The following is a 14,653-nucleotide window of genomic DNA, read 5'->3' as shown; positions in this document are numbered from 1 at the left end:
TAGTAAATAAAAAACTCGATATCATTCCCGCTTTTGCAGGAATGACATAGAGCCATGCGCGTGAGTTGGTTGTAGAAGTGAAATTTATGATTAATTTAAAATGAACTATCGTCATATTTATCATGCAGGCAATTTTGCCGATATAGTCAAACATTTAGTCCTGATTAGTATTTTAGCACAGCTCAAGAAAAAAGGAAAACCTTTTGCGGTTTTAGATGCTTTTGCTGGGCTAGGTCTTTACGATTTAAACTCGGAGGCAGCTTCTAAAACTCTAGAAAGCGATACGGGAATTAATAAATTACTGCAAGCTACCGATCCTGTTCCTCAGCTCCTCTTACAAACTTTTTTAAATATAATAAATATAGCAGGCAAAAGTCACTACCCAGGTTCACCTTTTATAATTAAACAATTATTAAGACCAAATGATCGCTTAAATTGCCTGCGAACTTCATCCAAGTGATTATTTAAGTTTAAAAAAATTATTACCAAATGATACGCATAATATAGATGCTTATAATGCTATCAAAGCTTTGCTACCATTTAAAGAGAATAGAGGATTAATTTTTCTTGATCCGCCTTTTGAAGTAAAAAATGAGTTTCAAAAATTACTTGAAGCACTTAAAAAAATTAAGCTACGAGTTCTTAATAATACTGTCTTAATTTGGTATCCTATAAAAGATTTATCTTTAGTCTGTGATTTTTACCACAATTACAAAAATATCGGATTTAAAGAAACTATGATTATTGAATATGAGCTTTTAAATAGTGATAAAAATATGGTAAAGTGTGGGTTAATGTTAATTAACCCTCCAAATATTAGAGGAGAATTAGAGAAATTAACAGAATATTTAAGTGGCACTCTTAATTTGAAATTTACATACATTTATCTTTAATGTCTTTTAAAAAATATATCTTTTTACTGTTTATAGTTTTTTTTGTTCAAGGTTGTAGCAGTATTAAAGAATCTAGTGATACTACGTTACTTTCTACTACTTCATCTCAATTAAAGCAAAAATATAAAATCAGCCATGCGGATTTAGTAGTACAGTATGATTTAACAAACAAAAATAGCAAATGTATATATGCAAAAAACTTAGGTCTAATAATTAATAACCCTAAACAAAATAAGATTTTTTTACACGAATTCCATAATAAAAACCCGGCAGAATTTAATAAAGCAGCCGAAATAAAAATAGCTGATATAAAGGCAGTTGTAACAAAACTAAATTCAAAATATAAGTTTCTCTCTAAACCGGAAGCTAGCTATTTTGCAAAAAAACAAACTCATAGGAATAATATCTCGGAATTAACCAAGCTTGATAAAATAATTAGTACAATACCGCTTATGATGCCGGAATATGAGCCGAAAATTACTAGCCATTACGGAACTAGGACAAGTCCTCATAAAAAGAAAAGAAAAAAGAAATGTTTCCATAGCGGTATTGATTTACAAGCTAAAAAGGCAGCACCGATATATGCAGCAGCAAGCGGAATTGTTATAAAAGCCGCTAGAGCACCTGATTACGGGAATTTTGTTGAGATTAAACATGGACGCAAATTTGTTACGAAATATGCTCATTTAAAAGAAATGTCAGTCAAGGAAGGAAATAAAATTAAGCGTGGTCAATTTATCGGTATACAAGGAAGCACTGGTAATGCAACGGGTGAACATTTGCATTTTGAAATTCTGTTAGATAATAAAGTAGTCAATCCATTTGACTTTATTTTTAACTACCGTAAATGTTAAACTATGATCAAACTTTTATATCCTGAATTTTGGCAGAAGCAAAATATTATAGCTTATTTGCTTTTGTTTATAAGCTTGATATATCAATTTTTAGGCTATTTACGAGCTAGTTTAGCACGTCCTATTATGTTGCCTGCTAAAGTTATTTGTGTCGGTAATTGTAGCGTAGGAGGTACGGGTAAGACGCAGATAGTAATGTATCTAGCCAAATTACTAAAAGCCAGAAATGTAAGTTTTGTAATAGTAACTAAGGCTTATGGTAGTAACCTTAAAAGTGCAACTACCATACATCAAGGACATACAGCATTAGAGGTAGGAGATGAGGGGGTAATACTTGCAAAGTATGGAACAGTTGTTGCTACTAAAAATATTAAAGAGATTGTGCCGTTAATTAACGAGCTTAAACCTGATATAATAATAGTTGATGATTTCCTACAAAATCCTTATTTTCATAAAGACTTTACTATAGTCTCAATAGATAGCCAAAGGCTTTTCGGCAACGGTTTTCTAATTCCTGCCGGTCCTTTAAGACAATATCCAAATAAAGCCCTTGATGCAGCTGATTTAATTTTTTTAGTCAGTAGCCACCAAGATAAAATACCGAATATTTTAACTCCTTATGTCAATAAGTTAATAAATGCTCAAATAGTTCCTTCAAATAATATAGATAAAACTAAAAATTATTTTGCTTTTAGCGGTATCGGTAATCCTGAGCGTTTCTTTGCGACTTTAAAAAATTACGGATTAAATATAACCGGTTACAAAATTTTTCCTGATCATTATAATTATTTACAAGCAGATTTAGAAAATTTATATTCATTAGCTAAAGACCATAACGCTACCTTAGTTACTACAAGAAAAGATCATGTTAAGTTTAATGATTTAAATAATAATATTGTCTGTCTAGATGTAGAATTATCTATAAACAATCCTGATTTATTAAATGAAAAAATTTTTAAAAAAGCTCAGATATTTAATTGAGTATTTTATCGTTGTTATATTCCTGAAAGTAATAGGAATATTCGGTGTAGATAAAGCGGCGGATATTTGTAGTTTTATAGCAAGAAAAGTCGGTATATTATTTGCTGTTAATAAAATTGCTAGACGAAATATTAAAGTAGTATTCGGCGATATGTGTGATGTTGAAAAAATCATAGATCAAACTTGGGATAATTTCGGTAGGTTTATCGGTGAATTTACATATGTTGGCAAGATGGATGAAGCCGAGTTAGAGTGTAGAATCGAAATAATCGGCATAGAAAATATTAAAAAACTTGAAGGACAACCTTTTTTATTATTTAGCGGTCACTTTGCCAATTGGGATATTAGTCTTAAGCTTCTTCATAAATTTTATCCGAAAGTTGCCGTAATTTATCGTAAAGCAAATAACCCGTATGTTAACAAGTTGGTTAATGAAAGTCGTGCCGGTGATAAATTAAGACTTATACCGAAAGGTCCTGAAGGTAGCAGAGCTTTAGTCAGGGCTATCAAGGAGAGTGAATCTATTGTTATGCTTGTTGATCAAAAAATGAACGATGGAATTGAAGTGCCTTTTTTAGGGCATCCTGCTATGACTGCAAGCGCCATCGCTAAAATTGCTTTGCAGTATAAATATCCAATTATACCTTGCCAAATCATTAGAACTAAAGGCAGTTATTTTAAAGTAATAGTTCACCCGCAATTAAAGTTTGAGCAAACTGGCGATAATAAAGCCGATTGCTATAATATTATGCTTAATATTAATCAAATGCTAGGAGAATGGGTTAAGCAAAATCCTTCTCAATGGTTTTGGTTTCACAATAGATGGAAGAAATGAAACGTCATTGCGAGCAGCCGTAGCGTAGTAGGCTGCGTGGCAATCTCGTCAAATATCTTGAGATTGCTTTGTCGATTGCTATGCAATTTCCTCGCAATGACAAAAAAATGAGCCACGGTATGACATTTTAAGAAAGCATAGTCCGTAATTTCTCAAGTACTTCTTGAGCGTGATTTTTAGCATTTACCGACCGCCAAATATGCTTAACTATGCCTTCCTCATCAAGTAAAAACGTAGCTCTATCAATACCCATATATTTTTTACCGAACATTGATTTTTCTATCCATACCCCTAATTGTTCGCATAAATTTGAATTTGCATCAGAGGCTAAATCAAATCCTAAACTATATTTTTCTTTAAATTTATCATGAGAGTCAAGCTTATCTTTGGATACTCCGATAATTACCGTATTAAGTTTATCGAATTCTGGTTTTAGCTTGTTAAAATTTTGTGCTTCAATAGTACATCCAGGTGTATCGTCTTTCGGATAAAAATATAATATTACGAATTTTCCTTTTAAATCCGATAGTTTAATTACGTTATCTTTACCTATGTGTAAAGATAAATCAGGAACTTTTTTTCCTAGTTCTAATGTCATAATACCCTCAAATTTATTTGATACAATAACTATATGTTCAATATGTACTTTTTAAAATTGCTTTTTATAATTATATTATTTATGATACCGGTATATAATAATACTTAAGTTTAATTTTTATTAACTATTTTAATAAAGAGGTTTTATGAGAACTATGAAGTGAAGCACTTGAAGAATTACATAAAAATCTTAAGAACTCTGCTAAAATTATTACTGTCGATTTTAATAAAAAATGTCATGAAGTAGCAGATAAATTATCCGTCAAAATTAATGATTTAGAGGAATAGGCTAAGGATAGTAAATACCATTCTTTAGAAACTATAAAAGAGCAATATAAAAATTTAACGAAAGAGTTACAGGATTATCAGAAAATTAAAGATGATAAAGTGGAAGAATATAGACAAACTCTTGTGAAAAAACTTGATGATTAAATAATTGGAGAATATAATGAAAAAAATTTTAATAACATTAGGTGCTACCGCTACTTTATGTTATTAAAATTTTTTTCATTATTATTAACACCTAGCATTTTTGCAGATTTGCCTACCAAGGATGACACAAAAGCAAATTCGTAATTTTTTAACGTCATTGCGAGGAGATGCGTAGCATCGATGCGGCAATCTCATAAAGTAGGATAAACTCCTGAGATTGCTTCGTCGAAACTTATAGTTTCTCCTCGCAATGACTGCGGACAATATACCCTTAAAAACCGGTATTATTTATGACTATTACCAAAGAAAAAATTGCAGCTATGTTAAGCTTTAAATTGGGTTTTTCAAATAATTTATGCGAGGAAATAGTTCATACGGTTTTTTCTAGTATTTTAGAAATAGCAAAAGAGCAAAAATTAACTTTAAAGAATTTTGGTAGCTTTGAGGTTAAACAAAAAAATCCACGTCCCGGAATAAATTTTCATACCAAAGCACCGGTAATTATAGAATCAAAAAAGCGTTTTCCGAGATATGCAACAAAATCTGTATTCGGAGTATATGACAAACAATAAGCTAACAAAAAAAATATTATTCTGCTAGTGAAGTGATTAAGCATTTAAATATTGCTTTACATCAATTAAGATATCTAGAGACAAAAAGCCCTGATTTATCTAATTATAAAATAAATAATAGAAAATATTATACTGCTAATGATATTGATCTACTCCAAAAATCTTTAAATAAAGATATTACATCTCTTTCTACTGCTAGAATCGATATATTACTTATACTTACCAACTTCCATAATTTGTCTCTTCAAATAAAAAAAATTCTTGCCGATTCCTCGATGACTCACGTATATTACTTGTCATATCACGTTTTAAAGAACAGAAAGGAGCATATTATGACAATAAGACAAATGGTAAAGCCAGTAATTATAGGTATATCTGGTCCTGAATTAACCGATACCGAAAGAGAATTATTTGAAGAGCATAATCCTTTAGGTGTAATTTTATTCCGTCGTAATATTAGAAAGAATGATAACGGTGCACAGGATAAAGAAGCCCTTATTAAGCTTATTGCATATATAAAAGAAGTATTAGGGGAAAATACTATCATCTCTATAGATCAAGAAGGCGGTAGGGTAAAAAGGCTCATAGCACCGGCTTTTTATGACGCTCCGGCTGCTCAAACTTTTACTGATCCCCAAGCATGTAAACAAAATTATAGTGATATTGCGAAAGAGCTGAGAGAAGTAGGTATTAATCTAGATTTTGCACCGGTAGCGGATTTGATCCACGAAGGAGCAGACAAGATAGTCGGTGATAGAAGTTTCGGCGGGGAGCCGGAAGTAGTCGTGCCTTTATGTTTAGCTGCTATAGACGGATTACAAGAAGAGAAAGTTGGGGCTTGTATAAAACATATTCCGGGCCATGGTAGAGCTACGGTGGATAGCCATAAAAAATTACCGATTGTCGATGCTGATATAGAAGAGTTAGAAAAAACAGACTTTAAAGTATTTAAGGAGCTAGCGAAGTACGATAATATTAAACTTGCTATGACGGCACATATAATTTACAAAGCTCTTGATCCTGAGAATCCTGCCACCCTATCAAAAAAAGTTATAGACTATATTAAAAATAATATCGGTTTTAAAGGGCTTATTATTTCCGATGCAATAGATATGAAAGCTTTAAGCAGTAGTATGGCAGATATGACCAAAGAAGTTTTAGATGCAGGCGTAGATATAGTGCTTGAATGTAGCGGAGAATTTAACAAAATGTCTGAAGTTCTAGGTAGTATTTCGGGAAGTTCTATAGATAAATTTTCTGACTTGTTTATTGCTTAATGCTATTATTCATTTAATGTCATACCGCAGCTCGACCGCGGTATCTTAGGACACAGTCTGTGATGCAAGATCCCGTGGTCATAGCTGCGAGATGACAATGGAACTGCACAACTTCAGGTATTTAGCCATAAAATGGCTATTAAGGAACTTATCCAATTAATCTGAGTTAAAATTAATTAAACAAATTATATTGAAAAAATTTATTTTTACTATTAATCTATTTTTTAATTTTTAGTTAAAGAATTAATTTTATAAATTACTTGAATAGTGTTATGAACAGTCTTGTGGATTTAAGTTCTAAAAGCTATAGGTAATATTTACTAAGAATAGAGATATAGAGAATTTTAGGTAGCAGGAGGGGATTTGATTTGTGATATTATTAATCTTCTTAAAGAAGATTTAAATAAAGCAGATATAGAAAATGAGATATATATGCGTCTTAAAGAACCTTATTCTGTTTTAAAAAAGATGAAAAGGAAAGCAGTGCCGATTGATGCATTGAAAGACTTAATTGCATGTAGGATTATAGTTAAATCTAAAGCTCTATGCTATAATGCTTTGGACGTAGTTAAGAGTTCTCCGCATTTAGATTGGTTATACACCAAAGATTATATCAATAGACCAAAAAGCAACGGCTATCAGTCTCTTCATAATATAATGCAGCTTTTATACTCTAAACGTAATTTTGAAATACAGATAAGAAGTGAAGATATGCATAAAGATGCCGAGCTTGGTAGAGCAGCTCATTTAAATTATAAAGAAGAACAAGACCGTCATTTGAAAAAAGTTTTTGACGTTACTAATGACACGATACTTTCTAAAGCACGTCAAATGGTGCAACAATTTGAAGGATTAGAAGAGCAAATTGTAGAATATGAAAAAGAAATTATGCGTATTTGGCATACTAAATACGACGAAATGCTAAAATGGGCAAATACTGCTGAAGTGCTAATATTTAAAGAAGAGTAGGGGAATAATTAGTTCGTCATCCCGTGGCTTGACCACGGGATCCAGTTCTTGGTGTCATACTGAGAGCTTGTAGCGGTATCCATCTAAAAAAATCAAAAATGTATACGTATTAAGTTATTTTTTTGGATCCCGTGGTCAAGCCACGGGATGACCCTGATAAGGTATAACTCCAATGTGGTAAAAATATAACATTTATTAAAACTTTATAAAAAAACTATAGCGATGCTTGTAATTATATACAATATATAGTATGCTATAGTCCGTAGTTTAGAAACTATTGAAACAAAATATTAGGTTATTTCCTTATCAAATGGGGGATATCCTTGATTCACGTTTGATAAGTTTGTTTTAATACTAGATACTAAATTTTAACTTAAATATAGGACAAAAATTATGGCTCAAAAACCAAATTTTCTAAAAAAATTAATTTCCGCCGGGTTGGTAACTGCTTCTACAGCTACCATAGTAGCCAGTTTTGCAGGTGCAGCTATGGGTGCTGCTACACAGCAGAATAGAACAACAAACGGAGCTGCTACAACTGTTGATGGTGCGGGATTTGATCAAACTGCCGTTCCTGCAAATGTTGCAGTTGCTCTAAATGCAGTTATTACTGCTAATGCTAATAATGGTATTAATTTAAATACTCCAGACGGTAGTTTTAACGGTTTGTTTTTAGATACTGCAAACAATTTAGCAGTGACAGTGAGTGCAGATACTACCTTAGGGTTCATCACTAATGCTGCTAATAACGCTAACTCCTTTGACCTTAGGGTTGATGCCGGTAAAACTCTTACTATAACAGGTCAAGGTATTACTAATGCACAAGCTGCTGTTACAAAAAATGCTCAAAATGTTGTTGCACAATTTAATGGTGGTGCTGCTATTGCCAATAATGATCTTAGCGGTGTAGGAACAATAGACTTGGGTGCTGCGGCTTCTACATTAGTATTTAATTTAGCAAATCCTACAACTCAAAAAGCTCCTCTTGTACTTGGAAATAATGCTGTAATAGCTAATGGTGTTAACGGTACATTAAATGTTACTAATGGATTTATTCAAGTTTCAGACAAAAGTTTCGCTACTATTAAGACAATTAATATCGGTGACGGTCAAGGTTTCATTTTCAATACTGATGCTACTGTTGGTAATGCTTTAAATTTACAAGCAGGTGGTGCTACTATTAATTTTAATGGAACAGACGGTACGGGTAGATTAGTATTATTAAGTAAGCATGGTGCTGCTAACGACTTTAACGTTACAGGAAGTTTAGGCGGTAATCTAAAAGGTGTTATCGCATTTAACACTGTTGCAGTAGCCGGTCAACTTATAGCTAATGCAGGCCCTGCTAATGCAGTAATAGGTACTAATAATGGCGCAGGTAGAGCTGCAGGATTTGTTGTTAGCGTAGATAATGGTAATGCAGCAACAATCGCTGGACAAGTTTATGCTAAAGACATGGTTATACAAAGTGCTAATGCAGGCGGAGAAGTAAATTTTGGACACATAGTTGACGTTGGTACAGATGGTACTACTGCCTTTAAAACAGCAGCTTCTAAAGTTGCAATAACCCAAAACTCAAACTTTGGTACTACTGATTTCGGTAATCTTGCAGCACAGATTACAGTTCCTGATACTATGACTCTTACCGGTAATTTTACAGGTGATGCTAGCAATCACGGTAACACTGCAGGTGTGATAACTTTTGCTGCTAACGGTACTTTAGCAAGTGCTAGTGCAGATGCAAATGTTGCGGTGACAAATAATATTACAGCAATTGAAGCATCAGGTATTGGAGTTGTCCAATTATCAGGAACACATACTGCCGAGTTACGTTTAGGAAATGCCGGTTCTATCTTTAAACTTGCTGACGGTACAGTTATAAACGGTAAAGTTAACCAAACTGCTGTTGTCGGCGGTGCTCTTGCAGCCGGTGCTATTACCTTAGACGGTAGTGCTACAATTACCGGCGATATAGGTAACGGTGGCGGTGTTGCTGCGTTACAAGGCATTACTTTAGCTAACGATGCTACAAAAACATTAACACTTGGTGGAGCAAATATTATCGGTGCTAATGTCGGTGGAACGATTGATTTCCAAGCTAACGGTGGTACTATTAAATTAACAAACACTCAAAATAATATTTTAGTTGATTTTGATTTAGCTATAGCTACTGATCAAACAGGCGTTGTTGATGCGAGTAGCCTAACAAATGCTCAAACTTTAACTATTAGCGGTACAATCGGTGCTATTGGAGCTAATAATAAAACTCTTGGACAATTTAATATTGGCTCAAGTAAAACAGCTTTAAATGGCGGTAATGTTGCTATTAACGAGTTGGTTATTGGAAATAACGGTTCAGTACAATTCGCTCATAATACTTATTTAATAACAAGCACTACAAATGCTGTCGGTCAAGGTAAAATAATATTTAATCCTGTTGTAAATAATAATACAACTCTTGCAGCCGGTACAAATTTAGGTAGTGCTGCAAATCCACTTGCAGAAATTAATTTTGGATCTAAAGGGGCTCATGCTGATACTATATTAAATGTTGGTAAAGGTGTAAATTTATATGCTACTAATATTACTACTACTGATGCTAACGTAGGTTCTTTCGTCTTTAATGCCGGTGGAACAAATATAGTAAGCGGTACAGTCGGTGGACAGCAAGGTAATAAGTTTAATACTGTAGCATTAGATAACGGTACTACTGTTAAGTTCTTAGATAATGCAACATTTAACGGTGAAACTATAATTGAAGCTAATTCTACCTTACAAATCGGTGGTAACTATACTGCAGACTTTGTTGCATCTGCCGATGGTACCGGTATAGTAGAATTCGTTAACACCGGTCCTATTACCGTAACATTAAACAAACAAGCTGCACCTGTTGATTATTTAAAACAAATAACGGTTTCTGGTCCCGGTAACGTAGTGATTAATGGGATAGGTAATGCAGGTAATAATCATGGTGTTGCGACTGATACGATTGCTTTTGAAAATTCAAGTTTAGGTGCAACTTTATTCTTACCTAGCGGCATTCCATTCAATGATGCAGGTAACGCAATTCCTTTAACAATTAAAAGTACCGTAGGTAATGAAACAGCTAAAGGTTTTGATGTTCCTAGAGTGATTGTTTTAGGTGTTGATAGTGTCATCGCTGACGGTCAAGTAATCGGTGATCAAAATAATATCGTAGGTCTAGGTCTTGGAAGCGATAACGGCATAATCGTTAATGCTACTACATTATATGCAGGTATCGGTACTATAAACAATAATCAAGGTACTGTCACACTTAGCGGTGGTATTCCTAATACCCCTGGTACAGTTTATGGCTTAGGCACAGGTATTGGCTCTTCACAGTTAAAGCAAGTAACGTTTACTACAGACTATAACAACTTAGGTAATATTATTGCAACTAACGCAACAATTAATGACGGTGTAACTGTTACTACAGGCGGTATAGCCGGAACAGATTTTGACGGTAAAATTACTCTTGGAAGTGTTAACGGTAACGCTAATGTAAGATTTGCTGATGGTATATTTTCTAATTCTACAAGTATGATTGTTACTACTAAAGCTAATAACGGTACTGTAACTTATTTAGGTAATGCATTCGTCGGTAATATAGGTGATTCAGGTACTCCTGTAGCTTCTGTTAGATTTACAGGTAGTGATGATGGTGCAGGATTACAAGGAAATATTTATTCACAAGTCATAGACTTTGGTACTTATGACTTAGGTATTTTAAATTCTAATGTAATTTTAGGCGGTGGTACTACTGCTATTAACGGTGCAGTCAATCTTCTTACGAATACTTTAACATTTGCAAGTGGTACTTCAACATGGGGAAACAATACTTCTATTAAAACTACTTTAACATTAGCAAACGGTAATATAGGTCACATCGTTATCGCGGAAGGTGCTCAAGTTAATGCAACAACCACAGGAACTACAACCATTAACGTACAAGATAATGCCAATGCAAATTTCAGTGGTACACAAACTTATACTTTAATCGAAGGTGGTGCTAGATTTAACGGTACTTTAGGAGTTCCTAACTTTGCTGTAACCGGAAGTAATCGTTTCGTAAATTACGGTTTAATACGTGCTGCTAACCAAGATTATATAATAACACGTACTAACAATGCAGAAAACGTAGTTACTAACGATATCGCAAATAGTTCGTTTGGAGGTGCACCAGGTGTAGGTCAGAACGTTACAACATTTGTAAATGCAACTAATACTGCAGCATATAATAATCTTCTTTTAGCTAAAAATAGTGCTGATTCTGCTAACTTTGTCGGAGCTATCGTTACCGATACAAGTGCGGTCGTAACTAATGCACAATTAGATGTAGCTAAAGATATCCAAGCTCAACTTGGTAACAGATTAGGTGCTCTTAGATATTTAGGTACTCCTGAAACTGCTGAAATGGCTGGACCTGAAGCTGGAGTAATACCGGCTGTGGTTGCTGCAGGTGACGAGGCTGTTGATAATGTAGCTTACGGTATATGGACAAAACCTTTCTATACTGATGCACATCAAAGTAAGAAAGGTGGTTTAGCTGGTTATAAAGCTAAAACCACCGGTGTCGTAATCGGTTTAGATACGCTAGCTAACGATAACTTAATGATCGGTGCTGCTATCGGTATCACTAAAACTGATATAAAACACCAAGATTATAAGAAAGGTGATAAAACTGACGTTAACGGTTTCTCATTCTCTCTATATGGTGCCCAGCAGCTTGTTGAGAACTTCTTTGCTCAAGGTAGTGCAATATTTAGCTTAAACCAAGTAAAGAACAAAAGTCAGCGTTACTTCTTCGATGCTAACGGTAATATGAGCAAGCAAATTGCTGCCGGTAATTACGATAACATGACATTTGGTGGTAACTTAACAGTCGGTTATGATTACAATGTAATGCAAGGTGTGTTAGTAACTCCAATGGCAGGACTTAGCTACTTAAAGTCTTCTGATGAAAACTACAAAGAAACCGGTACAACAGTTGCAAACAAGCAAGTTAACAGCAAGTTTAGCGATAGAACCGATTTAATAGTAGGTGCTAAAGTAGTCGGCGGTACTATGAACATAACTGATCTTGCGGTATATCCGGAAGCTCACGCTTTTGTGGTTCATAAAGTAAACGGTAGATTATCTAAAACTCAGTCTGTATTAGACGGACAAGTTACTCCGTGTATTAGCCAGCCTGACAGAACCGCTAAAACATCTTATAATTTAGGTTTAAGTGCAAGCATAAGACCTGATGCTAAGATGGAGTACGGAATCGGTTACGATGCTCAGATTGCAAGTAAATATACCGCACATCAAGGTACTCTAAAAGTCCGTGTAAACTTCTAATCGCTCCCGATTAGCAAATTTATAAGTTCCTCAAGAAAAAAGCCCTCTTTGAAAAAAGGGGGCTTTGTTTGTTTTTTCTTCCCGCCTACATGTCTTGTTGCATGGCTCAAAAACCTACTATATGTCATCCACGCGTAGGCAGGGATCGGGAAAAAAGTGAGATAAATCGAGCTTTTAATTTTACAAACTTATTGTGTATAATCTTTAAATTACTGGAGTCCCGCTTTCGCGGGAATGACATCACCTACTTTTCCACCCCGTGCAATACCTTCACTAACCTCAAATTTTATTGACTTCTAGTCGAGTTGTACCGGTTAGCTATTTTATAAATCATGTATCTCAATTGAAAAAACTAAAAGAAAATCTTAATAAATATAAGCAATCTAGTGTAGTAGGGGTAAGCGGTATGGGTAAAACGCAGCTTGCTAGAATGTACGCTTATGAAAATAAAGATAACTATAACATAATTTGGTTGATTGATTGTAATCTAAATATAGAGCAGCATTTACTCAAATTATCTAAAGCTATTAATACCTAGGTAAAATCACCGGTAATTTCAGAAGATATGGTAGTGATGAAGAAAGATTTAATGGTTTATCTAGCAAGTAAAGATAAATGGTTATTGGTGTTTGATAATTTAAAAATAGGTGAGAATAAGAAAATAGAGGATTTTATTAATTGGGAGTATAACGGTAATATTATATTTTGTTCCCAAGATGATGAATTATTATCTAACATAATCAAAGTAAACGCTTTCACTAAGCCGGAAACTGCATTACTTGCAAAAAATATATTGGAAAATAAAAATCCGGAATTAATAAATTTTTTGACTCAAGAATTTGGAGGTTATCGGATTCTCGTAGTTCAAGGAGCACAAATACACAAGGTTTAAACTTAGAGAAATACAAGAAAAAGATAAAAGCCTCTAAGGATAAAATTGAGCTAAATATAAAACTTGTTAGCAATGAATTAAAGCCCAGTGCCAAGAGATTACTAGATGGGATAGCATTGCTTAATAATCAAAGTTTTTCAAAAGAATTATTAAATTCTATTACTGAAGATAAGCATAGTCTAGACGATGATATTTATCAGTTTTCTAAATTTGCTTTGATCTCTAACATTGAACCTAATGAAGTTAATCCGATATTTGAAATGCATGATGTTATTATATCTGAAAAAATATTACAAATAAATGGAGATAAAGGAAAGATAAAGGAAATAAAGAATATCTTGAACGTAGTGTTACTAATCTTTTAAATTCTATACCTAAAAGTTTAGTAAAGGGGCGTATTTTTAGAAATGCTAAAACTATACCGGATTAATTACAAAAAATGCAGAAAAATACGATATATAGATATATAAAATTTTAGAGTTATAAATTTATTAATGCAATATGCTAATTCTTCCGATTTATATAACTCAAAAAAATTAGTAAATTGGTTTGATAAAAACGATCAAAAAGGTAAATTTAAATTATGGACAATGAATAATGAAGAAAAATTTGCTTATGCTGCATATTTAGGACGCATAGGGGGTGGGTATTATAGAACTTGGTTGGATCCTAAAAAAGCAATTGAATATGATACGAAAGCTAAGTAGGTATTTGATGAAGTGAAAGGATATGATTCCATAAAATGTAATGTAGTTTCCGGTTCGGCTATATCCAATATTCAGCTAGGAAATCTAGAAGAAGCAGAAAAAAATATCCAAATGATGGAAGATATGTTCAATCAAAATCTAGTAGATCAAACTGACATAGCAACTATATATTATGCAAAAGCTAAATTATTTAATATCCAAGGTAAAAATTATTAAGCATTAAGAAGAATTAACGATACTATAAATGCTTGTATCGAAAACGGGATAAAACCTCAAGATTTAT

The 14,653-nt window shown here is 33.4% G+C and carries 13 protein-coding genes and 3 pseudogenes; 15 read left to right on the top strand and 1 reads right to left on the bottom strand.

What is annotated here, in order from left to right; all coding sequences use genetic code 11:
• Positions 1 to 100 precede the first annotated feature (100 nt).
• From rlmJ to AB4K15_RS04890, 4 genes and pseudogenes are all read left to right on the top strand, one after another.
• A pseudogene (gene rlmJ, locus AB4K15_RS04905) lies at positions 101 to 893 on the top strand (23S rRNA (adenine(2030)-N(6))-methyltransferase RlmJ).
• Positions 893 to 1,747: a M23 family metallopeptidase gene (locus AB4K15_RS04900; RefSeq protein WP_032073538.1), complete on the top strand. Its 855-nt coding sequence runs from the start codon at positions 893 to 895 to the stop codon at positions 1,745 to 1,747. Before rlmJ ends, AB4K15_RS04900 begins: the two are co-directional and overlap by 1 nt.
• 3 nt (positions 1,748 to 1,750) lie before the next feature.
• On the top strand, positions 1,751 to 2,728 hold the full coding sequence (lpxK, locus tag AB4K15_RS04895; RefSeq protein WP_032073537.1) for a tetraacyldisaccharide 4'-kinase: 978 nt from the start codon (positions 1,751 to 1,753) through the stop codon (positions 2,726 to 2,728).
• On the top strand, positions 2,691 to 3,563 hold the full coding sequence (locus AB4K15_RS04890) for a lipid A biosynthesis lauroyl acyltransferase (RefSeq protein ID WP_032073536.1): 873 nt from the start codon (positions 2,691 to 2,693) through the stop codon (positions 3,561 to 3,563). Before lpxK ends, AB4K15_RS04890 begins: the two co-directional genes overlap by 38 nt.
• A 127-nt stretch (positions 3,564 to 3,690) precedes the next feature.
• On the opposite strand, the gene bcp is transcribed toward AB4K15_RS04890, so the two are convergent.
• Complete coding sequence (bcp, locus tag AB4K15_RS04885; protein ID WP_032073535.1) at positions 3,691 to 4,161, bottom strand: thioredoxin-dependent thiol peroxidase; 471 nt, start codon at positions 4,159 to 4,161, stop codon at positions 3,691 to 3,693.
• Between the two features lie 447 nt (positions 4,162 to 4,608).
• Here bcp and AB4K15_RS04880 point away from each other — a divergent pair.
• From AB4K15_RS04880 to AB4K15_RS04830, 11 genes and pseudogenes are all read left to right on the top strand, one after another.
• Positions 4,609 to 4,730, top strand: a pseudogene (locus tag AB4K15_RS04880) (hypothetical protein); the annotation flags it as partial.
• A 152-nt stretch (positions 4,731 to 4,882) separates the two neighbouring features.
• Complete coding sequence (locus AB4K15_RS04875; RefSeq protein ID WP_500225140.1) at positions 4,883 to 5,164, top strand: HU family DNA-binding protein; 282 nt, start codon at positions 4,883 to 4,885, stop codon at positions 5,162 to 5,164.
• Positions 5,151 to 5,451 (top strand): annotated as a pseudogene (locus tag AB4K15_RS04870) (MerR family transcriptional regulator); the annotation flags it as partial. The gene AB4K15_RS04875 and the pseudogene AB4K15_RS04870, both read left to right, overlap by 14 nt.
• Positions 5,452 to 5,496: 45 nt before the next feature.
• Positions 5,497 to 6,441 carry a glycoside hydrolase family 3 protein gene (locus AB4K15_RS04865; RefSeq protein ID WP_032073595.1) on the top strand — a complete coding sequence of 315 codons (945 nt, stop codon included), beginning with the start codon at positions 5,497 to 5,499 and terminating at the stop codon, positions 6,439 to 6,441.
• Positions 6,442 to 6,804: 363 nt separating this feature from the next.
• Entirely contained in the window at positions 6,805 to 7,410 is a 606-nt protein-coding gene (locus AB4K15_RS04860; protein ID WP_500225138.1) for a RelA/SpoT-related domain-containing protein, read from the top strand.
• 393 nt (positions 7,411 to 7,803) lie between these two features.
• Complete coding sequence (gene ompB, locus AB4K15_RS04855; RefSeq protein ID WP_500225135.1) at positions 7,804 to 12,771, top strand: outer membrane protein OmpB; 4,968 nt, start codon at positions 7,804 to 7,806, stop codon at positions 12,769 to 12,771.
• 343 nt (positions 12,772 to 13,114) lie between these two features.
• The gene (locus AB4K15_RS04850) at positions 13,115 to 13,309 is read left to right on the top strand and encodes a hypothetical protein (RefSeq protein WP_500225133.1); all 195 of its coding nucleotides are present in this window, start codon (positions 13,115 to 13,117) and stop codon (positions 13,307 to 13,309) included.
• A gap of 36 nt (positions 13,310 to 13,345) precedes the next feature.
• Positions 13,346 to 13,663: a hypothetical protein gene (locus AB4K15_RS04845; RefSeq protein ID WP_500225131.1), complete on the top strand. Its 318-nt coding sequence runs from the start codon at positions 13,346 to 13,348 to the stop codon at positions 13,661 to 13,663.
• Between the two features lie 116 nt (positions 13,664 to 13,779).
• Positions 13,780 to 14,028 carry a hypothetical protein gene (locus AB4K15_RS04840; protein ID WP_032073531.1) on the top strand — a complete coding sequence of 83 codons (249 nt, stop codon included), beginning with the start codon at positions 13,780 to 13,782 and terminating at the stop codon, positions 14,026 to 14,028.
• A 129-nt stretch (positions 14,029 to 14,157) separates the two neighbouring features.
• A complete protein-coding gene (locus AB4K15_RS04835) occupies positions 14,158 to 14,370 on the top strand; it encodes a hypothetical protein (protein WP_500225128.1) in 213 nt (70 codons plus the stop codon).
• Between the two features lie 12 nt (positions 14,371 to 14,382).
• Complete coding sequence (locus AB4K15_RS04830; RefSeq protein WP_048751012.1) at positions 14,383 to 14,586, top strand: hypothetical protein; 204 nt, start codon at positions 14,383 to 14,385, stop codon at positions 14,584 to 14,586.
• The last annotated feature ends 67 nt before the right edge of the window (positions 14,587 to 14,653 follow it).

Source organism: Rickettsia aeschlimannii, assembly GCF_047973405.1.
Classification (GTDB): domain Bacteria; phylum Pseudomonadota; class Alphaproteobacteria; order Rickettsiales; family Rickettsiaceae; genus Rickettsia; species Rickettsia rickettsii.
The sequence above is the reverse complement of the archived record's forward strand: the minus strand, read 5'-3'. Positions and strand labels throughout refer to the sequence as shown.

Coding starts and splice junctions, on each gene's coding strand:
- AB4K15_RS04900 (WP_032073538.1), top strand. CDS start 893: ATGTCTTTTAAAAAATATATCTTTTTACTGTTTATAGTTTTTTTTGTT.
- lpxK (WP_032073537.1), top strand. CDS start 1,751: ATGATCAAACTTTTATATCCTGAATTTTGGCAGAAGCAAAATATTATA.
- AB4K15_RS04890 (WP_032073536.1), top strand. CDS start 2,691: ATGAAAAAATTTTTAAAAAAGCTCAGATATTTAATTGAGTATTTTATC.
- bcp (WP_032073535.1), bottom strand. CDS start 4,161: ATGACATTAGAACTAGGAAAAAAAGTTCCTGATTTATCTTTACACATA.
- AB4K15_RS04875 (WP_500225140.1), top strand. CDS start 4,883: ATGACTATTACCAAAGAAAAAATTGCAGCTATGTTAAGCTTTAAATTG.
- AB4K15_RS04865 (WP_032073595.1), top strand. CDS start 5,497: ATGACAATAAGACAAATGGTAAAGCCAGTAATTATAGGTATATCTGGT.
- ompB (WP_500225135.1), top strand. CDS start 7,804: ATGGCTCAAAAACCAAATTTTCTAAAAAAATTAATTTCCGCCGGGTTG.
- AB4K15_RS04845 (WP_500225131.1), top strand. CDS start 13,346: ATGAAGAAAGATTTAATGGTTTATCTAGCAAGTAAAGATAAATGGTTA.
- AB4K15_RS04835 (WP_500225128.1), top strand. CDS start 14,158: ATGCAATATGCTAATTCTTCCGATTTATATAACTCAAAAAAATTAGTA.